20 protein-coding genes are annotated in these 26,162 nt (G+C 53.3%); 14 read left to right on the top strand and 6 right to left on the bottom strand.

Annotated features, from left to right (window positions below):
• Positions 1-34 precede the first annotated feature (34 nt).
• Positions 35-682 carry an L-fuculose-phosphate aldolase gene (gene fucA / locus FHD02_RS02495; protein ID WP_003034062.1) on the top strand — a complete coding sequence of 216 codons (648 nt, stop codon included), beginning with the start codon at positions 35-37 and terminating at the stop codon, positions 680-682.
• A gap of 27 nt (positions 683-709) precedes the next feature.
• Positions 710-1,858: a lactaldehyde reductase gene (fucO, locus tag FHD02_RS02500; protein WP_042310736.1), complete on the top strand. Its 1,149-nt coding sequence runs from the start codon at positions 710-712 to the stop codon at positions 1,856-1,858.
• 81 nt (positions 1,859-1,939) lie between these two features.
• Here fucO and xni read toward each other — a convergent pair whose 3' ends face one another.
• The 5 genes from xni to queF all read right to left on the bottom strand — a co-directional run bounded on the left by xni (position 1,940) and on the right by queF (position 8,441).
• Positions 1,940-2,695: a flap endonuclease Xni gene (gene xni, locus FHD02_RS02505; RefSeq protein ID WP_220393539.1), complete on the bottom strand. Its 756-nt coding sequence runs from the start codon at positions 2,693-2,695 to the stop codon at positions 1,940-1,942.
• A 146-nt stretch (positions 2,696-2,841) separates the two neighbouring features.
• Positions 2,842-4,209, bottom strand: a complete 1,368-nt coding sequence (locus tag FHD02_RS02510) for an L-serine ammonia-lyase (protein WP_042310732.1) — start codon at positions 4,207-4,209, stop codon at positions 2,842-2,844.
• A gap of 53 nt (positions 4,210-4,262) precedes the next feature.
• Positions 4,263-5,552, bottom strand: coding sequence for an HAAAP family serine/threonine permease (locus tag FHD02_RS02515; RefSeq protein ID WP_042310730.1), 1,290 nt, complete (start codon positions 5,550-5,552; stop codon positions 4,263-4,265).
• A 562-nt stretch (positions 5,553-6,114) separates the two neighbouring features.
• Positions 6,115-7,479: a nucleotide 5'-monophosphate nucleosidase PpnN gene (gene ppnN, locus FHD02_RS02520; RefSeq protein ID WP_042310728.1), complete on the bottom strand. Its 1,365-nt coding sequence runs from the start codon at positions 7,477-7,479 to the stop codon at positions 6,115-6,117.
• 113 nt (positions 7,480-7,592) lie between these two features.
• Entirely contained in the window at positions 7,593-8,441 is an 849-nt protein-coding gene (queF, locus tag FHD02_RS02525) for an NADPH-dependent 7-cyano-7-deazaguanine reductase QueF (RefSeq protein WP_220393540.1), read from the bottom strand.
• Between the two features lie 68 nt (positions 8,442-8,509).
• Between queF and syd the strand changes: the two genes are divergently transcribed.
• The 8 genes from syd to FHD02_RS02565 all read left to right on the top strand — a co-directional run bounded on the left by syd (position 8,510) and on the right by FHD02_RS02565 (position 16,897).
• Positions 8,510-9,055 carry a SecY-interacting protein gene (gene syd / locus FHD02_RS02530; protein ID WP_042310725.1) on the top strand — a complete coding sequence of 182 codons (546 nt, stop codon included), beginning with the start codon at positions 8,510-8,512 and terminating at the stop codon, positions 9,053-9,055.
• A 632-nt stretch (positions 9,056-9,687) separates the two neighbouring features.
• Entirely contained in the window at positions 9,688-10,017 is a 330-nt protein-coding gene (locus tag FHD02_RS02535) for a YqcC family protein (protein WP_042310722.1), read from the top strand.
• The gene (truC, locus tag FHD02_RS02540) at positions 10,017-10,799 is read left to right on the top strand and encodes a tRNA pseudouridine(65) synthase TruC (protein WP_137361251.1); all 783 of its coding nucleotides are present in this window, start codon (positions 10,017-10,019) and stop codon (positions 10,797-10,799) included. Before FHD02_RS02535 ends, truC begins: the two co-directional genes overlap by 1 nt.
• Before the next feature lie 19 nt (positions 10,800-10,818).
• Positions 10,819-11,268 carry a flavodoxin gene (locus FHD02_RS02545; RefSeq protein ID WP_137361250.1) on the top strand — a complete coding sequence of 150 codons (450 nt, stop codon included), beginning with the start codon at positions 10,819-10,821 and terminating at the stop codon, positions 11,266-11,268.
• A 346-nt stretch (positions 11,269-11,614) separates the two neighbouring features.
• Positions 11,615-12,967, top strand: a complete 1,353-nt coding sequence (gene gudP / locus FHD02_RS02550; RefSeq protein WP_061382367.1) for a galactarate/glucarate/glycerate transporter GudP — start codon at positions 11,615-11,617, stop codon at positions 12,965-12,967.
• 2 nt (positions 12,968-12,969) lie between these two features.
• Positions 12,970-14,310 carry an enolase C-terminal domain-like protein gene (locus FHD02_RS02555; protein WP_137361249.1) on the top strand — a complete coding sequence of 447 codons (1,341 nt, stop codon included), beginning with the start codon at positions 12,970-12,972 and terminating at the stop codon, positions 14,308-14,310.
• Positions 14,311-14,330: 20 nt separating this feature from the next.
• Positions 14,331-15,671, top strand: coding sequence for a glucarate dehydratase (gudD, locus tag FHD02_RS02560; protein WP_042310713.1), 1,341 nt, complete (start codon positions 14,331-14,333; stop codon positions 15,669-15,671).
• 83 nt (positions 15,672-15,754) lie between these two features.
• The gene (locus FHD02_RS02565) at positions 15,755-16,897 is read left to right on the top strand and encodes a glycerate kinase (RefSeq protein ID WP_079226056.1); all 1,143 of its coding nucleotides are present in this window, start codon (positions 15,755-15,757) and stop codon (positions 16,895-16,897) included.
• A 43-nt stretch (positions 16,898-16,940) separates the two neighbouring features.
• Here the strand turns inward: FHD02_RS02565 and barA are convergent, their stop codons facing one another.
• On the bottom strand, positions 16,941-19,697 hold the full coding sequence (barA, locus tag FHD02_RS02570) for a two-component sensor histidine kinase BarA (protein WP_137349465.1): 2,757 nt from the start codon (positions 19,695-19,697) through the stop codon (positions 16,941-16,943).
• Between the two features lie 57 nt (positions 19,698-19,754).
• Between barA and rlmD the strand changes: the two genes are divergently transcribed.
• The 4 genes from rlmD to pyrG all read left to right on the top strand — a co-directional run bounded on the left by rlmD (position 19,755) and on the right by pyrG (position 26,112).
• Entirely contained in the window at positions 19,755-21,053 is a 1,299-nt protein-coding gene (rlmD, locus tag FHD02_RS02575; protein WP_042310710.1) for a 23S rRNA (uracil(1939)-C(5))-methyltransferase RlmD, read from the top strand.
• 100 nt (positions 21,054-21,153) lie between these two features.
• Positions 21,154-23,388, top strand: a complete 2,235-nt coding sequence (gene relA, locus FHD02_RS02580; protein WP_042310708.1) for a GTP diphosphokinase — start codon at positions 21,154-21,156, stop codon at positions 23,386-23,388.
• Positions 23,389-23,458: 70 nt separating this feature from the next.
• On the top strand, positions 23,459-24,250 hold the full coding sequence (mazG, locus tag FHD02_RS02585) for a nucleoside triphosphate pyrophosphohydrolase (protein ID WP_220393541.1): 792 nt from the start codon (positions 23,459-23,461) through the stop codon (positions 24,248-24,250).
• A 224-nt stretch (positions 24,251-24,474) separates the two neighbouring features.
• The gene (gene pyrG / locus FHD02_RS02590; RefSeq protein ID WP_005130912.1) at positions 24,475-26,112 is read left to right on the top strand and encodes a glutamine hydrolyzing CTP synthase; all 1,638 of its coding nucleotides are present in this window, start codon (positions 24,475-24,477) and stop codon (positions 26,110-26,112) included.
• Positions 26,113-26,162: the final 50 nt, after the last annotated feature.

The following is a 26,162-nucleotide window of genomic DNA, read 5'->3' on the forward strand; positions in this document are numbered from 1 at the left end:
AAAGACGAGGAGAAACTGTACCCGGAGAATCATTATGGAAAGAATGCGTTTGTCACGAGAAATCATTGAAACCTGTCTTGAAATGACCAGCCTTGGATTAAATCAGGGGACGGCGGGAAATGTGAGTGCGCGATATGAGAATGGGATGTTGATCACGCCCAGCGGTATTCCTTATGAAAGACTTACTGAAAACATGATCGTGTATGTAGATAACGACGGAAAATATGATAAAGGTCAGTTACCCTCCAGCGAATGGCGTTTTCACCTGGCGGCTTACCAGACGCGTCCGGACGCCAATGCGGTTGTCCATAACCATGCTGTGCACTGTACGGCCGTTTCTATTCTCAACCGTCCAATTCCGGCAATCCATTACATGATTGCGGCGGCGGGGGGAAACTCTATTCCGTGTGCGCCTTATGCGACGTTTGGTACACGAGAGCTGTCAGAGCATGTGAGCGTCGCCCTGAAAAACCGTAAGGCAACGCTTTTACAGCACCATGGGCTGATTGCTTGTGAAGCGAATCTGGAAAAAGCACTGTGGTTGGCGCATGAAGTAGAAGTTCTGGCGCGCCTTTATCTGAGCACCCTGGCCATTGTTGATCCGGTTCCGGTGTTAGACGATGAGGAGATCGCGATTGTGCTGGAGAAATTCAAATCTTACGGATTACGAATTGAAGAGTAATTTCGCATAGCGAAAAGGAGAAATACGATGGCGAACAGAATGATTCTGAACGAAACGGCATGGTTTGGCCGGGGAGCTGTTGGTGCATTAACCGATGAAGTCATCCGTCGTGGTTATCGCAAGGCGCTGATTGTGACCGATGAGAATCTGGTGCGGTGCGGTGTTGTCGAGAAGGTGACGTCCCGGATGGACGCAGCAGGTCTGGCGTGGGAAATCTATTCAGGCGTTATTCCTAACCCAACCATTGCGGTGGTACAGGAAGGATTGGAGGTCTTTCAGCAAAGTGGCGCAGACTATCTGATAGCTATTGGCGGAGGCTCCCCGCAGGATACCTGTAAAGCGATTGGTATTATCAACAATAACCCTGAGTTTGCGGATGTACGCAGCCTCGAAGGGTTATCCCCGACGCGCTGCCCGAGCGTGCCGGTTATGGCTATCCCAACCACAGCAGGGACGGCGGCGGAAGTGACCATTAACTACGTGATCACGGATGAAGAAAACCGGCGTAAGTTTGTTTGTGTCGATCCACACGATATTCCGCAGGTGGCGTTTATCGATGCTGACATGATGGACGGCATGCCTGCGGCCTTAAAAGCGGCCACGGGTGTTGACGCCCTGACCCATGCCATTGAAGGATACATCACGCGAGCAGCGTGGGCGCTTACCGATGCGCTGCACATTAAAGCGATTGAAATTATTGCCGGGGCTTTACGCGGATCGGTCGCGGGCGACAGCCAGGCGGGCGAAGCGATGGCGCTGGGCCAGTACGTTGCCGGAATGGGTTTTTCCAACGTTGGCCTGGGATTAGTGCATGGCATGGCGCACCCGCTGGGCGCGTTTTATAACACCCCGCACGGCGTCGCGAATGCCATTTTGCTACCGCATGTGATGCACTATAACGCCGAATATACCGGGGAGAAATTTCGCGATATCGCTCGGGTGATGGGCGTGAAGGTTGAAGGACTGACGCTGGCAGAAGCACGGAAAGCGGCAGTGGATGCGGTATTTGCCCTTAACCGTGATGTTGGGATCCCGCTGCACCTGCGCGATGTAGGCGTACGCAAAGAGGATATTCCTGCACTGGCGCAGGCTGCATTTGATGATGTCTGTACCGGCGGAAATCCGCGTGAAGCGAGCCTGGGCGATATCGTTGAGCTGTACCATACCGCCTGGTAATCACCCGGGGTTTATCCGGCCTACAGGGTTGTACGGTAAGTAGGCCGGATAAGGGGTTTGCCCCACCATCCAGTAATAAGACTACCGCGCCAGCCGTAGCTGCTGTAAATTCCCGTCGATATGTAAGTCCGTTTGCAGTCGCGCGATATCCCGACACAGAAACGCCATTTCCCGATGTTCTTCGAGTTTCTTGCGCCACTTTTCCGGCACCTCATCAAGATGCGCGTAAATGCCTTCCAGCGTTAGAAACTGCGTCAGCAATTGTGTGGCGCTTTTGGGGCCAATACCTGCGACCCCCGGTACTTTAGAACTGCTGATCCCAGCCAGCCCCCAGTAATCGGGCAGTTGTTGTGGCAGCACGCCGAACTCTTTCTCAATGAACGGCACGTCCAGCCAGCGCTTCTGAAAATAGTCGCGAATACGCAGCGTCGGGGAGAGCAACTGACAGTAGCCTTTATCGGTGGAGACGATGGTGGCTTGATGTCCTGCCTGGCAGACTTTAATCGCCAGAGTAGCGGCTAAATCGTCGGCTTCATTACCGCTGGAGACCCAGCAGCAGACGCCGCGCTGTTCAAAAGCGGCGCGTAAGGCGGGCATTTCCTGATACAAGTCTTGTGGCATTGGCGGCCGACCGGCTTTGTAGTCAGGCAGTCTTTGGTGACGCCAGCCGCTGTTGCGCGCTTCGTCATCAAAGACCGCCACGGCGTGCGTGGGCTGACTGTGCACAATTAATTGATCGAGCGCGTGCTGGCACGTCTCCACGCAGGGGGAGCCCTGTACGGCGTGAATACGGCGGATAAGATTCAGTGCATCGACAATGAGCAGGTGGGCGGCCACGGTGTTCTCCCTAACAGATCAGTCCGTAGGGTAACATTCACGGCGGGGGGAGGCGAATATCTGAAATCAACATTTTGCCGGATGGCTGCTGACGCCTTATCCGGCCTACAAATGACAATGGAACTGTAGGCCGGATAAGTAGGGCTTTAATCGCAGGTGACAATCTTCATCGCCAGACCGCCGCGAGAGGTTTCGCGGTATTTGGCATTCATGTCTTTCCCGGTTTCGTACATGGTCTCGATGACTTTATCGAGGCACACGCGCGGTTCACTGGTACGGCGCAGCGCCATACGCGCGGCGTTTACCGCTTTAACCGAAGCAATGGCATTACGCTCAATGCACGGTACCTGAACCTGGCCGGCAACCGGATCGCAGGTCAGACCCAGGTTGTGTTCCATACCGATTTCCGCCGCGATGCATACCTGCGTTGGGCTACCGCCCAGCAGCTCGGCCAGACCGGCAGCTGCCATGGAGCAGGCTACGCCGACTTCACCCTGACAGCCGACTTCGGCGCCAGAGATAGAGGCATTCATCTTATACAGCGAGCCGATGGCGCTCGCGACCAGCATGTAGCGTGCCAGCGAGTTAGCGTTCACTTCACGGATAAACTTGTCGTAGTACGCCAGCACGGCAGGAACAATCCCGCATGCGCCGTTGGTTGGCGCAGTCACCACGCGTCCACCGGCGGCGTTTTCTTCGTTGACGGCCAGCGCGAACATGTTGATCCAGTCAACAACCGCCATCGGGTCAGTGGTGGTTTTGTCACTGCTGACCAACATACGACGTAGCGCCGCCGCACGACGCGGAACGCGCAGTTTACCAGGCAATACACCTTCGGTGGTGATACCGCGCTCAATCCCGCTACGCATCACTTCCCAGACGTTGGCAAAGTGCTGTTCCAGCTCTTCTTTGCTGTGCAGCGCCAGTTCGTTTTGCATCATCAGACCGGAAAGCGACAGGCCGGTTTCCTGGCAATGACGTTGCAAATCCGCCGCAGATTTATACGGATACGGTACGTTTACCGGAGAGTTGTTCGGTAAACCAAAGTGTTCTTCATCAACGATGAACCCACCGCCAATGGAATAGTAAGTCTGGCTGTAAATGGCTTTTTCACCCGCCAGTGCGGTAATACGCATCCCGTTTTCGTGCAGGGACAGATTGTCCGTATGGAAATTCATGCACTTGTCGACCGGGAATTCGACCTCATGTTGACCGTCCGCCAGCAGCAAACGCCCATGAGTGTTCACATCCTGGATAAAGGCCGGGATGGCATCAATGTCTACGGTATCCGGCAGATTACCCGCCAGACCCATAATAATCGCGATGTCGGTATGGTGACCTTTGCCCGTCAGGGACAAAGAGCCATAAACATCAACCACTACGCGGGTTACGTCAGTGAGAATTCCGCGTGCAATCAGGTCATCCGTGAATTGTTTGCCTGCTTTCATCGGGCCAACAGTATGGGAGCTGGAAGGGCCAATGCCGATTTTGAAAATATCGAATACGCTAATCATGAGGCGTCCATTGTGTATCGAGGTGCGCCGCCCCGAGGAGCGGCGCAGGGGAATTAACTGAACAGAGAGTAGAAAATAGCGGAGATAGCGATCAGGCCCATAATCACAACGAAGACGTTGCTGATATGGCCGCTGTATTTACGCATTGCCGGTACCTTCTGAATGGCATACATCGGCATCAGGAACAGAATCATCGCGATGATTGGGCCACCCAGGGTCTCAATCATACCGAGGATGCTCGGGTTCAGCGTTGCCACAATCCAGGTGGTTACCAGCATGAACAGCGCAGTGATTTTGTTCAGTTTGTTGATTTCGATGGTTTTGCCTTTGCCGCGCAGAGACTTAATCACCATCCCGTTGAAGCCTTCACGTGCGCCCAGGTAGTGGCCGAGGAAGGATTTGGTGATAGCGATCATCGCGATGATCGGTGCCATCCAGGCAATAATCGGCGCGTTAAAGTGGTTCGCCAGGTAAGACAGGATAGAGATGTTCTGCTCTTTCGCTGCGGCCAGATCTGCCGGAGTCAGGCTGAATACACAGCTGAAGACGAAGAACATAACGGTCAGTACCATCATGATGTGAGCGAATGCCAGAATCTTGGAGCATTTCTTCTCAGCTTCATCACCGTACTCTTCACGCTTCGCCACGGCGAAGGAGGAGATGATCGGGGAGTGGTTAAAGGAGAACACCATTACCGGAATCGCCAGCCACAGGGTCAACAGCAGGCCGTTGCCGGTGGTTGCCGCAGAGTCAAAAGACATGGTTTCCAGAATCGCACCGCTCCACTGAGGGATCAGATACAGCGCCAGCAGCATCAGGGCGGCAACAAACGGGAATACCAGGATGCTCATCGCCTTAACGATCATCTGCTCACCGAAGCGCACGATGGTCATCATACCGACAATCAGGATCAGAGACAGAATGGCACGCGGCGGCGGAGTAATCGCCAGCTGGTGAGCCAGGAAGCTTTCAACGGTGTTGGTGATTGCTACGCTGTAAACCAACAGAATCGGGTAGATAGCGAAGAAGTAGAGCAGGGTAATCAGTTTACCCGCGCCAACGCCAAAGTGTTCTTCTACAACTTCAGTAATGTCTTCACCCGGATTTTTACCGGACAACACGAAGCGGGTCAGGCCACGGTGTGCAAAGAAGGTCATCGGGAAGGCAAGGATCGCCATGATGATCAGCGGAATCATACCGCCTACACCTGCGTTAATCGGCAGGAACAATACACCCGCCCCAATCGCCGTGCCGTAAAGGCCCAGCATCCACATGGTATCTGTCTTGCGCCATGCGCTGCGGGTCTGACCCGTAACGATAGTGCTGGTTTGAGTGTTTTCCATCTATTTCTCCTGGAGGAAGCTTAAAAAGTCGGGTTTGGGGTCAATCCAATGAGAAAGAACCCGACTGTAAATCGAAATTCGTTGAGCGATTTTTTATATAATTTTTCGCCGTAATAATTTGCGGGCGGAAAGATACATTTTAGTAATGAATGTATCAGTGATCGCGATCCCAAATGCAATAATCCACCTTTTATGTGGATAAATTTGGACCATTAATCTGCTAAAAAATAGTCAAAGCGAATTTACGGGCGCAGAGGCTAACATTAACGACATATCTCATGAAAGCGAAGGCGCGAAGATACGAGCGTTGCGCTGTAAAAACTGTTGTTTTTAGAGGATTTTGGCGACTAATAATAATTTCCTAAGATAAATGACGGTTGGTTTTTAAAGGTAATCGTTTGCGTGGCGCGTTATATTTAACGACATATCATTGGTATTTATATAATCGTCTGAGCTATGTGACTGGTATCACTAAAAAAAGCCGGGAGGCGCATGCGCCAAACCCGGCTTTGATATGGACAAAATTGTCACCGCGGTAGCGTCTGCTATCGGGTGTTGAAGGTCAGGCGCAGATCTCGTAGCAAGGGATGTACGCGGAGCCTGGCAACTTCATGCGATGCTGCGCAACGAAGCCCTGCAGGAGATCGTCCATGCGGCGCATCATTTCGCGGTCACCGTGGATTTTGTACGGGCCAAACTCTTCGATGGCGCGAATGCCGACCTCCTTCACGTTACCGGCCACAATACCCGAGAATGCACGACGCAGGTCGGCCGCCAGAACTTCAACGGGTTGATCCGGATACAGTTTCAGGTTAGCCATGTTTTCATGGGACGGCTCGAACGGCATCTGCAAATCAGGTGCGATACGAATCGACCAGTTAAAACTGTAGGCATCTCCGGTGTCGCGACGGTTCTCTTTTACCAGCGGCATCGCTTTTTTCATTAAACGCGCAACTTCCGCCGCATCGTCAATGATAATGCGATAGTGTCGGCGGGCTTCTTCCCCCAGCGTGTGCACGATAAATTCGTCCAGCACGCGGAAGTAATCGGCACTCTCTTTTGGTCCGGTCAAAATCAGCGGTAGCACCTGATCTTTGTTAGCCGGGTTCATCAGGATCCCCAGCAGATACAACAGCTCTTCCGCAGTCCCGACACCACCCGGGAAGATGATAATGCCGTGGGCGATACGCACGAACGCTTCCAGACGTTTTTCAATGTCCGGCATGATGATCAGTTCGTTAACCAGCGGGTTAGGCGGCTCAGCGGCGATGATTGACGGTTCGGTCATACCAATAAAGCGGCTGTCTTTGTAACGCTGCTGGGCGTGACCGACCGCAGCGCCTTTCATTGGCGCTTCCATCGCTCCCGGACCGCAGCCGGTACAGATGTTCAACTCACGCAGGCCCAACTGGGTGCCGACGCGACGCGCATACAGGTATTCATTTTCGTTGATTGAGTGACCGCCCCAGCAGACAACCATGTTCGGCGCTTCACCGACGTGTAGCGCCCGGGCGTTACGCAGGATCGAGAACACCAGGTTGGTAATATGCACCGAACTTTCGAGATCCAGATGCTGAAAACGACCCGCGTTATGGATCTGACCATTGACGAACAGAATGTCGCGCAGCACGGCAAAAAGGTTGGCCTGCAGTGCACGAATGATGCGCCCATCAACAAAAGCATCTTCAGGCGGATTAATCAGTTCCAGCTTCACGCCTCGTTCGCGGCGCAGCACGTTAATGTCGAAACTTTCAAAGCGGGACAGCAGTTCTTTGCTGTTGTCGGTCAGACTGCCGGAGTTCAGAACGGCAAGTGAACAGTTACGAAACAGTTGATACAGGTCGCTGCTGGCCGTGCGTTTAAGTAATTCGACTTCCAGCTGCGACAACATGTCCATTGAGCCAAGTGGGCTAATATGTGTAATCAAGTAGACTCCTTATGGGACGCAAAACGTCATTCCCTGGTGGTTACAATAGCCCTGGCTGATGGCCTTTCACAACCTTGCGCGCGGAATCCGACACGCAAAATTGAGAAAAAAGATTACTGACGTACCAGTCGGCCCGTAGCTGGCGTGAAATCGGTATTGGTGCGCCATGGGTTAATGTCCAGACCACCACGCCGCGTGTAGCGCGCGTAGACGCTCAGTTTCTCCGGCTGGCAGAAGCGCAGAATGTCATTGAAAATGCGCTCCACGCACTGCTCGTGAAATTCATTATGGTGGCGGAAGGAGACCAGATAACGCAGCAGCTTCTCCCTGTTGATTTTGCGTCCACGATACTGAATTTGTATGGAGCCCCAGTCGGGCTGGTGGGTGATTAGACAGTTGGATTTCAGCAGGTGGCTGACCAGCGTCTCTTCTACCGCTTTTTCGCCGCTCAAGGCATTTTCCAGATAGTCGGTGCTGAACTGGTAGTTATCAATGACGATATCCTGATTATCGATACAGGTGCCGTTAAAGTGGGCAATCGGTTGTCCTTCCAGCTCGTCAAGACGGTATAGCGCCACGCTGACATCGCCCTGAGCGCAGGCGCGCAGATCGTTTTCCAGCGTCTGGCGTACCGCCTCCCAGGAGTCAAAACGCGTCTGGTTAAAACTGTTCAGGTACAGCTTAAAGCTTTTCGATTCAATCAGATTTACGCTGGTGTAATCCAGTTCCACATGACCGACCGCAACCTGCGGTAAGCCGTTGGCATTCAGCCACGACAGTTCATACAGCGTCCAGATATCGGCACCGTGAAAAGGCAGATTATCGGCCTTTAGATCCAGCGGGTCGCGGTTGAGGCTGCGCGGAACGCCCTGCAACAGACTGGCATCGTAATTGTCCCGATAATCCGTTGATTTACCGAGAGTCAGGCCGTCAAGCGCCCGATGATTTTCATAAGAAGACATGTTTCACCGTCATAAACCAGATACACTATGCGACAAGTGTATCCTGGCTTTTGTGAAGAGAGAAATCAGTGGACGAATTGACAGTGCAGGCGTTGACAGCCTTTACGACGCGTTATTGCGACGCGTGGCATGACAAAAACAACAGCTGGCCGCTCAGCGAAGAGCTGTATGGTGTACCGTCACCGTGCATCATTTCTTCCACTAACGATGCGGTTTACTGGCAACCTCAGCCTTTTGTCGGTGAAAAAAACGTCAATGCGGTTGAACGTGCCTTTGACATTGTGATACAACCTGCCGTTCACGCTTTTTACACCACCCAGTTTGCTGGGGATATGCACGCGCAGTTTGCGAATGAAAAGCTGACGTTGCTGCAAACCTGGAGTGAGGATGACTTCAGGCGCGTTCAGGAAAACCTGATTGGTCACCTGGTTACGCAAAAGCGACTCAAGCTCTCGCCTACGCTTTTCATTGCCACTCAGGACAACGAACTTGATGTCATCTCGGTGTGCAACCTGTCCGGTGAAGTTTGCAAAGAAACGCTGGGAACCCGTCAACGAACGGTGCTGGCAGCCTCGCTTGCGGAATTCCTCACTCAACTTAAGCCAGTTCTGTAATCCTGTTTGCCCTCAATCGTGTGAGAGATCTCTTACAAACCCTGTAGGACATTGCCAGGTAATAAGTGAAGACTTAATGAATTGAAAAACTATTAATTACTTACAATTCAACTTGTTAGTATTTTATTGTCAACTTTCATATGAAAATTACCTTAAGTGTTTGTCTGTAAGTATCTTGTAAGACAAAGCGAAACAGGCGATTCTATATCTGTCGACAAGGAGTCGCACAACGAAGTGAACATCAGGATGATGGCTCTTCGGCAGGACACACCAGGATGGTGTTACAAGGACAGGCTTCAGGATGAAGCAAAGCGGAAAGCGCGGGATGCGTTAAAGGACACCTCCAGGATGGAGAATGAGAGCCGGTCAGGATGTTCGGCGGGTCAGGATGGCCAGGACACTTCAGGATGAAGTTTTCACATCGGGGTGATGTGAGCAGGATGCAAAAGTTCAGGATGAACAAGGTCGCAAGACCACAGGAAAAGTTGTCACGGATGAGCAGGGAGCACCAAAAGTAGCTGGAATGCTGCGAAACGAACCGGGAGCACTGTTTTTACAGTGCTCCCTTTTTTTATTTCCTCTTCACTAGTGCTATTCTTCGCGCCAGATTTTTCATCATTGAGGTTAATTTCATGACGACTCATGACCGTGTGCGCCAGCAGTTACACGCGCTTGAAGCGCTACTGCGTGAACATCATCACTGGCGGATGGACGAGCCAGCGGAGCATCTGTTTACCAGCACGCAGCCTTTTTGTATGGATACCATGGAGCCGGTCGAATGGCTGCAGTGGGTGTTGATTCCCCGTATGCATACCCTGCTTGATAATGCGCAGCCGCTGCCGCAGGCTTTTGCCATCGCACCGTATTACGAAATGGCGCTGACGGCCGATCACCCGCAACGTGACATTCTCCTGACGGCATTGCAGGAACTGGATGCGCTATTTACAAGTGATAACGCCTGATGCTGGAGATCCTCTATCAGGACGAATGGCTGGTTGCGGTCAATAAACCTTCTGGTTGGCTGGTTCACCGCAGTTGGCTCGACCGCGATGAGAAAGTGGTGGTGATGCAAACGGTGCGCGACCAGATTGGTCAGCACGTGTTTACCGTCCACCGGCTCGACAGGCCGACCTCCGGCGTGCTGCTGATGGGGCTGTCCAGCGAAGCCGGGCGTTTGCTGTCTCAGCAGTTTGAACATCATCAAATGCAGAAACGCTATCATGCGATTGTGCGTGGCTGGCTGATGGACGACGCCGTGCTGGATTACCCGCTGGTGGAAGAGCTGGATAAGATAGCCGATAAATTTGCCCGCGAGGATAAAGAGCCGCAGCCTGCGGTCACCCATTATCGCGGTCTGGCGACGGTTGAAATGCCGGTGGCGACCGGGCGCTATCCCACCACCCGTTACGGGCTGGTGGAGCTGGAGCCTCAGACCGGTCGTAAGCACCAGCTCAGACGCCATTTGGCTCACTTGCGCCATCCGATAATTGGCGACAGCAAGCATGGTGATTTACGGCAAAACCGCAGCGCCGCAGAGCATTTCGGCTGTCAGCGCTTGATGCTGCATGCCAGCCAGCTTGAGCTGACTCATCCCTTTACTGGCGAACCGCTGGTTATTCGCGCCGGGCTGGATGAGGTCTGGATGCAGGCGCTATCACAGTTTGGCTGGCGCGGACTTCTCCCTGAGAATGAAAGGGTTGAGTTCAGCGGGCTGTCAGGTCAGGATGAACAGATAGATTCTTAAGTCCCTGGAGATAAAGGTTATGGCGGAAATTGGAATTTTTGTCGGCACGATGTATGGAAACGCGCTGCTGGTTGCCGAAGAGGCCGAGGCGATTTTAACTGCGCAGGGCCATAAAGCTACGGTATTTGAAGACCCGGAGCTTACCGACTGGCAGGCTTATCAGGATAAATATGCATTGGTGGTGACCTCAACGACCGGGCAGGGCGATCTGCCGGATAGCATCGTGCCGCTGTTTCAGGGAATCAAAGATAATCTCGGTTTCCAGCCTAATCTGCGTTATGGCGTCATTGCGCTTGGCGACAGCAGCTACGTTAATTTTTGCAATGGCGGCAAGCAGTTCGATGCGCTGTTACAGGAACAAAGCGCGCAGCGCGTAGGTGAAATGCTGCTGATTGATGCCAGCGAGCATCCTGAACCGGAAAGCGAATCTAATCCCTGGGTAGAAAAATGGGGAACCTTGCTTAAATAATCCCTCGCCCGCACGGGCATGCACCCCCCTCATTAGAAAACCGTAGGCCGGGTCAGGCGAAGCCGCCACCCGGCAATAAAACCCCAATTACGTGAACTAACTTCCACTGCTTTGGGCTTATGCCCCAAACAACTTCTCACTGCCTCCCTAATGTTGTGTTCATGCACGGTGAGGGAAAGTGGCACTCCTTCATATACTTTTCCCGTCAGTTCCCGGAATGGCAGCGAGTCAGAATAAAACGGCCCTGAGCTGTACCAAAACTGCCACACACTAACCTCTCATTCTGATCACCCTACAGGTGCTGTACAGAATGAACTGGCGCAAGCCAGGATTCAGGAGTGCAACAATGAGTTCATTAAGTCAGGCGGCGAGCAGCGCGGAAAAACGCACTAACGCTCGCTACTGGATAGTGGTGATGCTGTTTATCGTCACATCCTTCAACTACGGCGATCGCGCCACCTTATCCATTGCCGGTTCGGAGATGGCCAAAGACATTGGCCTGGATGCGGTAGGCATGGGGTATGTATTCTCCGCTTTCTCATGGGCGTATGTCATCGGCCAGATTCCCGGCGGCTGGTTGCTCGATCGCTTCGGCTCCAAACGTGTTTATTTTTGGTCCATTTTTATCTGGTCCATGTTTACCCTGCTGCAGGGCTTCGTCGATATCTTTAGCGGCTTTGGAATTATCGTCGCGCTGTTTACCCTGCGTTTCCTCGTGGGGTTAGCCGAAGCCCCCTCCTTCCCCGGCAACAGTCGTATTGTGGCGGCGTGGTTCCCGGCGCAGGAAAGGGGCACGGCGGTCGCTATCTTTAACTCGGCGCAATACTTTGCCACCGTTATCTTCGCACCAATCATGGGTTGGCTGACCCATGAAGTGGGTTGGTCACATGTGTTCTTCTTTATGGGCGGTCTCGGGATTGTTATCAGCTTTATCTGGTTAAAGGTGATTCATGAACCAAACCAGCATCCGGGCGTAAACCAAAAAGAGCTGGAGTACATTGCCGAAGGCGGGGCGCTGATCAATATGGATCAGGCGGCCGCCAAAGCTAAAGTACCGTTCAGCGTGAAGTGGGGGCAGATCAAACAGCTGCTGGGTTCACGGATGATGATTGGTATTTATATCGGCCAATACTGCATTAACGCGCTGACCTACTTCTTTATCACCTGGTTCCCGGTTTATCTGGTGCAGGCGCGCGGTATGTCTATTCTGAAAGCCGGCTTTGTTGCCTCGGTCCCGGCCATTTGCGGATTTGCGGGCGGTGTGCTCGGCGGCATTATTTCCGACTGGTTGATGCGCCGTACCGGTTCACTGAATATCGCGCGTAAAACGCCAATCGTCATGGGGATGCTGCTATCGATGGTGATGGTGTTCTGTAACTACGTCAACGTCGAGTGGATGATCATTGGCTTTATGGCGCTGGCCTTCTTCGGCAAAGGCATCGGCGCGTTGGGATGGGCGGTGATGGCCGACACCGCGCCAAAAGAGATCAGCGGTCTGAGCGGCGGCCTGTTCAATATGTTTGGCAACATTTCCGGCATCGTCACGCCAATTGCCATTGGCTACATTGTGGGCACTACCGGCTCGTTTAACGGCGCGTTGATTTACGTAGGGGTACATGCGCTGATTGCGGTCGTCAGCTATCTGGTGCTGGTGGGTGATATTAAACGTATCGAACTGAAACCTGTCGCAGGACAATGACGATGACAACACAATCGAGTCCCATTATTACCGATATGAAGGTCATCCCAGTGGCCGGGCATGACAGCATGCTGCTCAATATTGGCGGTGCGCATAACGCATACTTTACCCGCAATATCGTGGTACTCACCGATAACGCTGGCAATACCGGGGTTGGTGAAGCGCCGGGCGGTGAAGTGATTTATCAGACGCTGGTGGATGCAATCCCACAGGTGTTGGGACAGGAAGTCGCGCGTCTGAATAAAGTGGTTCAGCAGGTGCATAAAGGCAACCAGGCCGCTGATTTTGACACGTTTGGTAAAGGCGCCTGGACCTTTGAACTGCGGGTTAATGCGGTGGCCGCGCTGGAGGCCGCATTGCTCGATCTGCTGGGCAAGGCGCTCAACGTGCCGGTCTGTGAACTGTTAGGACCCGGCAAACAGCGCGATGCGGTCACTGTGCTCGGCTATCTGTTCTACGTAGGCGATCGCACGAAGACCGATCTGCCGTATCTGGAAAGCACGCCGGGCAACCATGAATGGTACCGCCTGCGTCACCAGCAAGCGATGACCCCGGATGCGGTGGTGCGTCTGGCGGAAGCCTCGCAGGATCGCTACGGTTTTAAAGATTTCAAACTCAAAGGCGGCGTACTGCCAGGCGAGCAGGAAATCGACACCGTACGCGCGCTGAAAAAAAGCTTCCCGGATGCGCGTATTACGGTTGATCCCAACGGGGCCTGGCTGCTGGATGAAGCCATCTCTCTGTGTAAAGGGCTGAACGATGTTCTGACTTATGCCGAAGATCCGTGCGGTGCCGAACAGGGTTTTTCCGGTCGCGAAGTGATGGCCGAGTTCCGCCGTGCGACCGGCCTGCCGGTGGCGACCAATATGATCGCCACCAACTGGCGTGAGATGGGCCATGCGGTAATGCTGAACGCTGTGGATATTCCGCTGGCCGATCCGCACTTCTGGACCCTTTCCGGCGCGGTGCGCGTGGCACAGTTATGCGATGACTGGGGCCTGACCTGGGGCTGCCATTCCAACAACCATTTTGATATTTCGTTGGCGATGTTTACCCACGTCGGTGCAGCGGCACCGGGCAACCCGACGGCTATCGACACCCACTGGATCTGGCAGGAGGGCGATTGCCGTCTGACCAAAAATCCGCTGGAGATTAAAAACGGAAAAATTGCGGTACCTGATGCGCCCGGTTTGGGCGTGGAGCTGGATTGGGATCAGATACAGATAGCCCATGAGGCCTATAAGGCGCTGCCTGGCGGCGCACGTAATGATGCAGGCCCAATGCAGTATCTGATTCCCGGATGGACTTTTGACCGTAAACGTCCCGTTTTCGGCCGCCACTAATTTTGAATAAGGATTTAATTATGAGCGCACAATTTACTACCCCCGTCGTGACCTCTATGCAGGTGATCCCGGTTGCAGGTCATGACAGCATGCTGATGAACCTGAGCGGTGCCCATGCCCCGTTCTTCACACGTAATATTGTGATTATTAAAGATAACTCTGGTCATACCGGGGTAGGGGAAATTCCTGGCGGCGAAAAAATTCGTCAGACTCTGGAAGATGCTATTCCGCTGGTGGTGGGGAAAACGCTGGGTGAGTACAAAAACGTGCTGAACGCGGTACGCAATACGTTTGCCGATCGTGATGCCGGTGGCCGTGGTTTGCAGACCTTCGATTTACGTACCACTATTCATGTGGTTACCGGGATCGAAGCGGCGATGTTGGATCTGTTAGGTCAGCATCTGGGCGTCAACGTCGCATCTCTGCTGGGCGATGGTCAGCAGCGTAGCGAAGTCGAAATGCTGGGCTATCTGTTCTTCGTTGGTAACCGTAAAGCGACGCCGCTGCCGTATCAAAGCCAGCCGGATGAGAAATGCGATTGGTATCGCCTGCGTCATGAAGAGGCGATGACCCCGGATGCGGTAGTACGTCTGGCGGAAGCCGCGTATGAGAAATATGGTTTCAACGACTTCAAACTGAAAGGCGGCGTACTGGCCGGGGAAGAAGAAGCGGAGTCTATTGTCGCGCTGGCGAAACGCTTTCCACAGGCGCGCGTCACGCTCGATCCCAACGGCGCATGGTCGCTGAATGAAGCGATTAAAATTGGTAAGTACCTGAAAGGATCGTTGGCCTATGCGGAAGATCCGTGCGGCGCCGAGCAGGGCTTCTCCGGTCGTGAAGTGATGGCGGAGTTCCGTCGAGCTACTGGCTTGCCGACCGCCACCAATATGATCGCCACCGACTGGCGACAAATGGGGCATACGCTGTCGTTGCAGTCCGTGGATATCCCGCTGGCGGACCCGCATTTCTGGACCATGCAGGGTTCTGTTCGCGTGGCGCAGATGTGTCATGAGTTCGGGCTGACCTGGGGCTCTCACTCTAACAACCACTTTGATATTTCGCTGGCGATGTTTACTCATGTCGCGGCGGCGGCTCCGGGCAAAATTACTGCTATCGACACCCACTGGATCTGGCAGGAAGGTAACCAGCGCCTGACCAAAGAACCATTTGCAATCAAGGGCGGTATGGTGCAGGTTCCGGCGAAACCGGGCCTGGGCGTGGAGCTGGATATGGATCAGGTGATGAAAGCGCATGAGCTGTATCAGCAACATGGACTGGGTGCACGTGATGATGCGATGGGAATGCAGTATCTGATCCCGAACTGGACGTTTGATAATAAGCGCCCGTGCATGGTACGCTAAGCGAACTGGGACCGCTCCCATAAAGTGGAGCGGTTTTCCTCCTGGTGTATGCTTAACACAGTCAACATGCGTAAGGATGCTTTATGAAAATAGTGATCGCACCGGATTCCTATAAGGAAAGTTTGAGTGCGCTTGAAGTGGCAACGGCTATTGAACTGGGATTCCGTGAGATTTGGCCTGAGGCGGAATACGTGAAGATCCCGGTTGCGGATGGCGGTGAGGGAACGGTCGAAGCGATGGTTGCCGCAATGCAAGGTCACCTTGTGCATGTTGATGTTACCGGCCCTTTGGGCAATACAATTCAGGCTTTTTATGGTTTATCCGGCGATGAGCGCTCGGCGTTTATTGAAATGGCAGCCGCCAGCGGGCTGGAGCAGGTTCCTGCGAATTTACGCGATCCGCTGAAAACCACCTCCTGGGGAACCGGGGAGCTAATTCGTCATGCGCTGGATGCGGGCGTGGAACATATCATCATCGGGATTGGCGGTAGCGCCACCAATGATGGCGGTGCTGGTATGGTGCAGGCGCTGGGCGCAAGGTTGCTGGATGCGCAAGATGAAGATATTGCCCATGGCGCGATGGGCCTGGAATCGCTCGCCCGAATTGATATCTCGCAGTTAGATCCGCGTCTTGCCGGATGCCGTATCGAAGTGGCCTGCGACGTCACTAACCCGTTGACCGGTAAAGAAGGAGCCTCAGTGGTCTTTGGTCCACAAAAGGGGGCGACGGCGGAGATGATTCCGCGTCTTGATCGGGCGCTTACGCACTATGCGCAACTGATCGCACGCGATCTGGACGTCAATGTGCTGGAGCTGGTCGGCGGTGGCGCTGCTGGCGGTATGGGGGCGGCGCTGTATGCGTTTTGCGGCGCACAGCTACGCCGCGGTATTGAGATCGTGACGGATGCGTTACGCCTGGATGCCTGCGTTGCGGATGCGGACTTAGTGGTGACGGGGGAAGGGCGTATCGATAGCCAGACTATTCACGGTAAGGTTCCGGTTGGCGTGGCGAAGATCGCAAAGCGTTACAACAAACCGGTGATCGGCATTGCCGGTAGCCTGACGGCGGATGTCGGTGTCGTACATGAGCATGGGCTGGATGCGGTTTTTAGCGTCATCTATACCATTTGTTCGCTGGATGAGGCGCTGAAGAATGCGAGTGAGAACGTACGAATGACGGCGCGCAACGTGGCTGCGACGCTGAAAGCGGGCCAACTGTTACGCTGAGTTGTAGGCCGGATAGGGCGGTCACGCCGCCATCCGGCGAATATCAGCCCAACAACTTCTTCGCTTCGCGCGCAACGTTGTCCATTTCATCCAGCAGCTCTAAAAATTCTGGCTCCAGCTCTTCTTCTTTAGTCCCGCTACGTAATTGTTGCTCAATGAGCTGGCACAGGTTTTTCATGCGGGGGACGCCGCTATAGCCGCAACTACCGTGCAGCTTATGAATCATATCCACCAGACCTTCAGGGTTTTCGCCTACCAGCTGTTCTTCAATTTTGTTGCGCACTTCGGGTAGGAAATCGAGCAGCATTTGCAGCATATCCCGCGCCAGATCGTTTTTCCCCGCGGCTTGTCTTAATGCCAGTTGCCAGTCGAGCGTGGTATTCAGATTGACGACCGGCTCCAGAGGTTCAACCGCGAGCGCCCGAAGCGATGTGGTCGCGCCAGGTTTGTAGCGTAACAGGAGATTGTGCAGCTTATCTTCTTCGATAGGCTTCGCCAGGTAATCGTTCATCCCGGCGCTGAGCAGCTTCTCTTTTTGCCCCGCCATGGCATGCGCGGTAACCGCAATAACCGGCGTTTGTTGTTGATGAGGCAACTGGTGGATCAGCTCGCAGGCGCGAATACCGTCCATGTCGGGCATCTGAATATCCATCAGGATCAGATCAAACTGCATCTGTTTGGCACGATCCACCGCCTGGTGTCCACTGTCGCAGAGCACGACGTGCTGTACCTTATCTTCCAGCAGTGCGCCAATCAGCTTGAGGTTTGCCGGGTTGTCGTCCACCGCCATAACGGTCATGGCAATTTTGCTCTCATCTGGCAACGGCTGATCCGCGCTGTAGTTCAACTGGCAATACTCTGTCAGCGCAGGCAGCAGACGGGTTGAGGTGAGAGGCTTCAACAGACACGCCGCTGCGCCGCCTTGTTTCAATTTCTCGGCGTTAATCTGTGCGTGACAGGGCAGGGCTAATAACAGGAAATCGGTCATCGCCGCTGCGCTTGCCAACCGCTCATGTTGCATGGTGAGCGGTTCGCGTAAAGTGACCGGAATGCCAATCAGCAGAATATCGTAGTGATCCTTCGGCAGCCCGGAGAATGAAGGGCTGTAAATCACCTCCAGCGGCGTTTCACTTAATATATCTAACGTGCATTGCGCGGCAGTGGCGTTAGGTTCGACATAGGCCAGTCGTTTACCCGCAAGGCACCGGGTTGTCGAGCGATCGATGAGAACGTTAGGGTTGAGATCGAGACTGATATGGAACCAGAAGGTGGAGCCCCGGTTTGGCTGGCTGTGGAAGGAAATATCCCCGCCCATTTCGTTGACCAGTTTTTGCGTAATGACCAGACCCAGTCCGGTACCGCCATGGCGGCGGGAAATACTGGCGTCCGCCTGACGGAAGGCCTGGAACAGGCGTGACTGATCGCGCTCAGGGATACCGATGCCGGTATCGCGGATTTGCACTTCAATTTGTACTTTCGTGTTACTGAGGGCGCGTTTCTCGACCAGAATGTCGATATTACCGCCCTCGGTAAATTTGATGGCATTGCCGACCAGATTGGTAATGACCTGCTGTAAGCGCAGCGGGTCGCCGATGACGTTGTCCGGCACATCATTCTTAATATTCAGCGTCAGCTCAAGCCCTTTATCATGGGATGAGTGCGCTAACAGCGTGACGACGTCATCCAGCGTGCTGCGAAGCGGGAATGGGATGCTTTCCAGAATGAGCTTGCCCGCTTCCAGTTTGGAGAAGTCGAGCACATCATTGATGATAGCCAGCAGATTGTTGGCCGATCGCTCAATCGTATTCAGGTGATCGCGCTGCGTGGTGTTAAGCTCGGTTTTCAGCGTCAGGCGCGTAAAGCCAATCACGCCATTCAGCGGGGTGCGTAGCTCGTGCGACATGTTAGCCAGAAACTCAGACTTAATTCGGGCCGCCTCCTGGGCGCGTTTTTTCGCCAGATCCAGTTCGACGTTCTGGATTTCCATCTGCTCCAGCGTTTCACGCAGGTCGGAAGTCGCCTGATCGATATTGTGCTGCATTTCTTCATGGTAGGCTGCAAGAGACATCGCCATCGAGTTGATACCGTTTTTGAGCATATCCAGCTCGCCCAGCATGAAACCCTCCACACGGCTGTCGAGCTGCCCTCTACGTATACGGTCAACGGTATTCACCATGTTGCGAATCGGGCCGGTTACGTCGCGCATCAGACGCCAGCCGAAAATTAACGCAATACCAATACAAAACAGCATCATTACGCTGGAGATAAAGATCTCTTTATATTGCTGCAGTCGAACCGACTTGAGGTCCAGCTCAAGCGCTACATACCCCAGCATGTTTTGCGTATTTTTGGCGTCGCTTATGGCAGATTCATCCGGCGAATAGCTTTCCGATATAATTGGCGTTCGCAGGATCATGATATCCCCGAGCCGGGTGACGCTCAGCTTACGGGGAAACGGTGAACCGGTCGCCAACTGCATTTCAGATGGATCGAGATGAAAATTGGAGGTGACAAACAGCCGGTTATTCTCGTCATAGACAGAAATTGCCCGCACGATATCGGAATGGCGGCGATGCAGTACGCTGATAAGCTGGCCAATGGATTCCCTGTTTTGCAGGTTCATGCCATATTCGCTGGAGACCGCCAGTGGCTCTATGATGCTGGCGCCCGCATCTTCCAGTTGACGCTGCAAGTCGTTATAGCGATGCACAACAAAAAAGATACTGAGCAGCAAACCAATCAGGACGGTCGGGGCCAGGATCAGAATCATCATGCGTGCGCGCAGGCTGTAGTTGGTCATGGAGTTCCGTTATGGGACAATTAGGGTCACACTGTTAAATAGAGAAATATCTCGTCGATGGCGCAATTCTACTCTGCAAAACGACGCGTGACGACGCGTCAGATCATAACCGTTACCGTCAATGACCTCGATCCTTTTGGTCAGGGTGTCGCTCGCCATAACGGAAAGGCGTTGTTTATACCGGAATTGCTACCCCAGGAAAGCGCAGAGGTGGTGATTACCGAAGATAAAAAACAGTTCGCCCGCGCGCAAGTAAAACGACGTTTAAACGACAGCCCGCAGCGTGAAGTGCCACGTTGCCCGCATTTTGGCGTCTGTGGCGGTTGCCAGCAGCAGCACGCCAGCATCCCGTTGCAGCAGCGTAGCAAAAGCGCGGCGTTAGCGCGTTTAATGAAATGTGAAGTGTCGGATATTATCGCTGATACTCCATGGGGCTATCGTCGTCGCGCACGTTTGAGCCTTAACTATCGGCCAAAAGAACAAAAATTGCAGATGGGGTTTCGCAAATCCGCATCCAGCGACATTATTGATGTCAAACAATGCCCTATTTTGGTGCCCCAACTTGAAGCGCTATTGCCCCATATCAGGGCGTGTCTGGAGAGTTTGCAAGGGTTACGTCATCTGGGGCATGTTGAACTGGTGCAGGCAGGGAGCGGCGCGTTGATGATTTTGCGCCACACGGCACCATTAAGTGCTGCGGATAAAGAAAAACTGGAATGCTTTTCGCATTCTCAGGGGCTGTCTTTGTTTCTGGCCCCGCAAAGCGAGATACTTGAATCAGTATCAGAAGAATCGCCCTGGTATGACTCAAATGGACTACGGTTAAGCTTCAGCCCGCGTGATTTTATTCAGGTCAATGCAGGGGTAAACCAAAAAATGGTCGCCTGTGCGCTGGAATGGCTGGATGTGCGACCTGAAGATCGTGTGCTCGATCTGTTCTGCGGTATGGGGAATTTCACCCTGCCGCTGGCAGTAAGGGCAGCAAGCGTGGTGGGTGTGGAAGGGGTACCGGCGCTGGTCGAAAAAGCCCGGGAAAACGCGCTGAATAACGGATTACACAACGTGACATTCTTTCATGAAAACCTTGAGGAGGATGTTACCCGGCAGCCGTGGGCGAAAAACGGATTCGACAAAGTGTTGCTCGATCCTGCGCGTGCGGGGGCTGCCGGTGTAATGCAACATATTATAAAATTAGAACCTATACGCGTTGTTTATGTATCCTGTAACCCTGCAACGCTGGCTCGTGACAGCGACGCTTTGCTCAACGCGGGATATGCCATACGGCGACTGGCGATGCTCGATATGTTCCCGCACACTGGACACCTGGAATCAATGGTCCTGTTTGAGCGTTTGTAATGAAATTTGTACCCATTGGATTTCGGGTTGTAATGCAGCATGAAAGACAATGGGTAAGGCTTGTCGACTTCGACAGGCCTGGCCCCTAAAGGAGAGGACAATGGTTGCGGTAAGAAGTGCACATATAAATAAAGCTGGTGAGTTTGATCCCAAGAAATGGATCGCGAGTCTGGGAATCTCCAGCCAGCAGTCGTGTGAACGCTTAGCCGAAACCTGGGCGTACTGCCAGCAGCAAACACAGGGACATCCTGATGCGGATCTGCTGTTATGGCGTGGCGTGGAGATGGTAGAAATACTCTCTATGTTGAGTATGGACATCGACACACTGCGTGCAGCAATGCTGTTTCCTCTGGCGGATGCCAACGTGGTCAGTGAGGATATCCTGCGTGAAAGCGTGGGTAAATCGATTGTGCATCTTATTCATGGTGTGCGCGATATGGCGGCGATACGCCAGCTGAAAGCCACGCATACCGATTCAGTCTCTTCCGAGCAGGTCGATAACGTCCGCCGTATGCTGCTGGCAATGGTGGATGATTTCCGCTGCGTGGTCATCAAGCTGGCAGAGCGGATCGCGCATCTGCGTGAAGTGAAAGACGCGCCGGAAGATGAACGCGTTCTGGCGGCAAAAGAGTGCACCAATATCTATGCGCCGCTGGCCAACCGTTTGGGCATCGGGCAATTAAAATGGGAGCTGGAAGATTACTGCTTCCGCTACCTGCACCCGGCCGAATACAAACGCATTGCCAAGCTGCTGCACGAGCGTCGTATCGATCGCGAACACTATATTGAAGAGTTCGTTGGACATCTGCGTTCAGAGATGAAAACGGAAGGCGTCAAAGCCGAAGTGTACGGGCGTCCGAAGCATATCTACAGCATCTGGCGAAAAATGCAGAAAAAGCAGTTAGCCTTCGATGAGCTGTTTGATGTGCGCGCGGTGCGTATCGTGGCGGAGCGCTTACAGGACTGCTATGCCGCGCTCGGGATAGTACATACTCACTATCGCCATCTGCCGGATGAGTTCGATGATTACGTCGCTAATCCGAAACCCAACGGCTATCAGTCAATCCATACGGTTGTACTGGGACCGGGTGGAAAAACCATTGAAATCCAGATCCGCACCAAACAGATGCACGAAGATGCCGAACTGGGCGTGGCGGCACACTGGAAGTACAAAGAAGGGACTGCATCAGGCGCGGCGCGTTCTGGGCATGAAGACCGCATTGCGTGGCTGCGTAAGCTGATCGCCTGGCAGGAAGAGATGGCGGATTCCGGCGAAATGCTGGATGAAGTCCGCAGCCAGGTCTTCGATGACCGGGTTTACGTCTTTACGCCAAAAGGTGACGTTGTGGACTTACCTGCAGGCTCCACGCCGCTGGACTTTGCGTACCACATCCACAGTGATGTAGGGCATCGTTGCATTGGCGCGAAAATTGGTGGGCGCATCGTGCCGTTTACCTACCAGTTACAGATGGGCGATCAAATTGAAATTATCACCCAGAAACAGCCAAACCCAAGCCGTGACTGGTTGAACCCTAACCTTGGCTATGTAACCACCAGCCGTGGTCGTTCTAAGATCCACGCCTGGTTCCGTAAACAGGATCGTGACAAAAACATCCTTGCGGGCCGCCAGATCCTCGACGATGAGCTTGCGCACCTGGGCATTAGCCTGAAAGAGGCGGAAAAACATCTGCTGCCGCGCTACAGCTTCAATGAACTGGATGAACTGCTGGCGGCGATTGGCGGAGGAGACATCCGTCTCAACCAGATGGTGAACTTCCTGCAGGCGCAGTTTAATAAGCCGAGCGCTGCTGAGCAGGATGCTGCCGCGCTGAAACAGCTTCAGCAGAAAACCCAGGCGCCGCAGAGTCGCCGTAAAGACGATGGTCGCGTCGTGGTGGAAGGGGTTGGTAACCTGATGCACCACATTGCCCGCTGCTGCCAGCCGATTCCTGGCGATGAAATCGTTGGGTTTATCACTCAGGGGCGCGGTATTTCCGTGCACCGGGCCGATTGCGAACAGCTGGCAGAGCTGCGTTCACACGCGCCGGAGCGGATTGTTGATGCGGTATGGGGCGAAAGCTACTCGGCGGGATATTCGCTGGTGGTTCGCGTCCAGGCCAACGATCGCAGCGGTTTATTGCGTGATATCACCACCATTCTTGCCAACGAGAAAGTGAACGTGCTGGGGGTTGCCAGCCGGAGCGATACCAAACAACAGTTGGCCACCATCGATATGACCATCGAAATCTATAACCTGCAGGTGCTCGGGCGCGTGCTTGGTAAGCTGAACCAGGTGCCGGATGTGATCGACGCGCGGCGGTTGCACGGTAATTAATACGAACGTAGGCCGGATAAGGCGAAGCCGCCATCCGGCCTACAGTTATTCGAATCTCCAGGATTTTCACATGAACCAAATCGATCGACTGCTCGGTATTATGCAGCGCCTGCGCGACCCGGAAAACGGCTGTCCGTGGGATAAAGAGCAGACATTCGCCACTATTGCCCCTTACACCCTCGAAGAAACCTATGAAGTACTGGATGCGATTGCGCGTGAAGACTTCGACGACCTGCGTGGAGAGCTCGGCGACCTGCTGTTCCAGGTGGTGTTTTACGCTCAGATGGCGCAGGAAGAAGGCCGTTTTGATTTCAATGATATCTGCGCCGCCATCAGCGATAAGCTTGAACGCCGGCATCCGCATGTATTCGCTGATGTTTCTGCCAGCAACAGTACTGAAGTGCTCACCCGTTGGGAGCAAATTAAAAGCGAAGAACGCGCCGAGAAAGCACAGCATTCCGCGCTCGATGATATTCCCCGCAGTTTACCGGCGCTAATGCGCGCCCAGAAAATCCAGAAACGTTGCTCTAATGTTGGCTTCGATTGGAAAACAATAGGACCGGTTGTCGATAAAGTTTATGAAGAGATCGACGAAGTCATGTTTGAGGCAAAGCAGGCTGTTGTCGACCAGGCTAAACTGGAGGAAGAAATGGGCGATCTGCTGTTTGCCACAGTCAACATGGCTCGTCATCTGGGGACTAAAGCAGAGACCGCATTGCAAAAAGCGAACGAAAAATTTGAGCGACGTTTTCGTGAAGTTGAACGAATTGTGGCTGCACGCGGTCTGGAAATGACGGGTGTGGATCTGGAAACAATGGAAGAAGTCTGGCAACAGGTAAAACGGCAGGAAATTGATCTCTAAGGGATTTCGTCGGTCAAGGGCGTTTTGTGTGATTTTTTAAATAACAAGCGCTTGATTTACGTCAAAAACATTTACCCCAAAGGGGCTATTTTCTCACTCCCTATGTTAATGTGAGCCTGGTGAAGAGGAGGGATAATGAAAGTTTGTGGCGCTCGTCATGTTCGGGTATACTACTTTCCCGTCTTGGTAATTCCATCGTTTCACCCTAACTTCTCAGGTCCAGCATGACAACGAACTATATTTTTGTGACCGGCGGGGTCGTATCCTCTCTGGGAAAAGGCATTGCCGCAGCCTCCCTCGCAGCCATTCTTGAAGCCCGTGGCCTCAACGTGACCATGATGAAACTGGATCCGTACATCAACGTCGATCCGGGTACTATGAGCCCAATCCAACACGGGGAAGTGTTCGTTACCGAAGACGGCGCTGAAACCGACCTGGACCTGGGTCACTATGAGCGTTTCATCCGTACGAAAATGAGCCGCCGCAACAACTTCACCACGGGTCGTATCTACTCTGACGTTCTGCGTAAAGAACGCCGTGGCGACTATCTGGGCGCTACTGTTCAGGTTATCCCGCATATCACCAACGCAATTAAAGAGCGCGTTCTGGAAGGCGGTGAAGGTCATGATGTTGTTCTGGTCGAAATCGGCGGAACCGTTGGGGATATCGAATCTCTGCCGTTCCTTGAAGCGATTCGCCAGATGGCCGTAGAAATTGGCCGTGAGCACACGCTGTTTATGCATCTGACGCTGGTTCCGTACATGGCGGCGGCAGGTGAAGTCAAAACGAAACCGACTCAGCACTCTGTAAAAGAGCTGCTTTCTATCGGTATTCAGCCAGATATCCTGATCTGCCGCTCCGATCGCGCAGTTCCGGCTAATGAACGTGCGAAAATTGCATTGTTCTGTAACGTTCCGGAAAAAGCGGTGATTTCTCTGAAAGATGTCGATTCCATCTATAAAATTCCGGGCCTGTTGAAATCCCAGGGCCTTGACGATTATATTTGTAAACGATTCAGCTTGAACTGTCCGGAAGCTAATCTGTCAGAATGGGAACAGGTTATCTACGAAGAAGCGAATCCGGCAGGTGAAGTGACTATCGGTATGGTCGGCAAGTACATTGAACTGCCGGATGCCTATAAGTCAGTGATTGAAGCGCTGAAGCACGGTGGTCTGAAGAATCGTGTCACCGTCAACATCAAGCTGATCGATTCGCAGGATGTCGAAACGCGCGGCGTTGAGATCCTGAAAGGTCTGGATGCTATCCTGATCCCTGGCGGCTTCGGCTACCGTGGTGTTGAGGGTAAAATCGCGACGGCGCGCTTTGCGCGTGAGAACAATATTCCTTATCTGGGCATTTGCCTGGGTATGCAGGTTGCGTTGATTGAGTTTGCGCGTAACGTGGTGGGTATGGACAACGCCAACTCCACGGAATTTGTGCCAGACTGTAAGTACCCGGTGGTGGCCCTGATTACCGAATGGCGTGACGAAGACGGCAACGTCGAAGTCCGTACCGAGAAGAGCGATCTGGGTGGCACCATGCGTCTTGGCGCGCAGCAGTGTCAACTGAGCGATGAAAGTCTGGTCCGTCAACTGTACGGCACGCCGACAATCGTTGAACGCCATCGCCACCGCTACGAAGTCAACAATATGCTGTTGAAACAGATTGAAGCTGCTGGTCTGCGTGTTGCAGGCCGTTCCGGTGATGATCAGTTGGTCGAGATCATCGAGGTACCGAATCATCCGTGGTTCGTGGCCTGTCAGTTCCACCCGGAATTTACTTCCACGCCACGTGATGGGCACCCGCTGTTTGCCGGCTTTGTGAAAGCCGCCAGTGAACATCAGAAGCGTCAGGCGAAGTAAGAAGTAAAAAGTTAGAACGGCAATGCACCCATTCGGGTGCATTGTTTGTC

The sequence above is a fragment of the Citrobacter sp. EC_71 genome (assembly GCF_019584005.1).
Classification (GTDB): domain Bacteria; phylum Pseudomonadota; class Gammaproteobacteria; order Enterobacterales; family Enterobacteriaceae; genus Citrobacter; species Citrobacter werkmanii.

Bases quoted from the DNA above. Each gene is read 5' to 3' on its own strand.
- fucA (WP_003034062.1), top strand. From the start codon at position 35: ATGGAAAGAATGCGTTTGTCACGAGAAATCATTGAAACCTGTCTTGAA.
- fucO (WP_042310736.1), top strand. From the start codon at position 710: ATGGCGAACAGAATGATTCTGAACGAAACGGCATGGTTTGGCCGGGGA.
- FHD02_RS02510 (WP_042310732.1), bottom strand. From the start codon at position 4,209: ATGATTAGCGTATTCGATATTTTCAAAATCGGCATTGGCCCTTCCAGC.
- FHD02_RS02515 (WP_042310730.1), bottom strand. From the start codon at position 5,552: ATGGAAAACACTCAAACCAGCACTATCGTTACGGGTCAGACCCGCAGC.
- queF (WP_220393540.1), bottom strand. From the start codon at position 8,441: ATGTCTTCTTATGAAAATCATCGGGCGCTTGACGGCCTGACTCTCGGT.
- FHD02_RS02535 (WP_042310722.1), top strand. From the start codon at position 9,688: ATGACGACTCATGACCGTGTGCGCCAGCAGTTACACGCGCTTGAAGCG.
- truC (WP_137361251.1), top strand. From the start codon at position 10,017: ATGCTGGAGATCCTCTATCAGGACGAATGGCTGGTTGCGGTCAATAAA.
- FHD02_RS02545 (WP_137361250.1), top strand. From the start codon at position 10,819: ATGGCGGAAATTGGAATTTTTGTCGGCACGATGTATGGAAACGCGCTG.
- gudP (WP_061382367.1), top strand. From the start codon at position 11,615: ATGAGTTCATTAAGTCAGGCGGCGAGCAGCGCGGAAAAACGCACTAAC.
- FHD02_RS02555 (WP_137361249.1), top strand. From the start codon at position 12,970: ATGACAACACAATCGAGTCCCATTATTACCGATATGAAGGTCATCCCA.
- gudD (WP_042310713.1), top strand. From the start codon at position 14,331: ATGAGCGCACAATTTACTACCCCCGTCGTGACCTCTATGCAGGTGATC.
- FHD02_RS02565 (WP_079226056.1), top strand. From the start codon at position 15,755: ATGAAAATAGTGATCGCACCGGATTCCTATAAGGAAAGTTTGAGTGCG.
- barA (WP_137349465.1), bottom strand. From the start codon at position 19,697: ATGACCAACTACAGCCTGCGCGCACGCATGATGATTCTGATCCTGGCC.
- rlmD (WP_042310710.1), top strand. From the start codon at position 19,755: ATGGCGCAATTCTACTCTGCAAAACGACGCGTGACGACGCGTCAGATC.
- relA (WP_042310708.1), top strand. From the start codon at position 21,154: ATGGTTGCGGTAAGAAGTGCACATATAAATAAAGCTGGTGAGTTTGAT.
- mazG (WP_220393541.1), top strand. From the start codon at position 23,459: ATGAACCAAATCGATCGACTGCTCGGTATTATGCAGCGCCTGCGCGAC.
- pyrG (WP_005130912.1), top strand. From the start codon at position 24,475: ATGACAACGAACTATATTTTTGTGACCGGCGGGGTCGTATCCTCTCTG.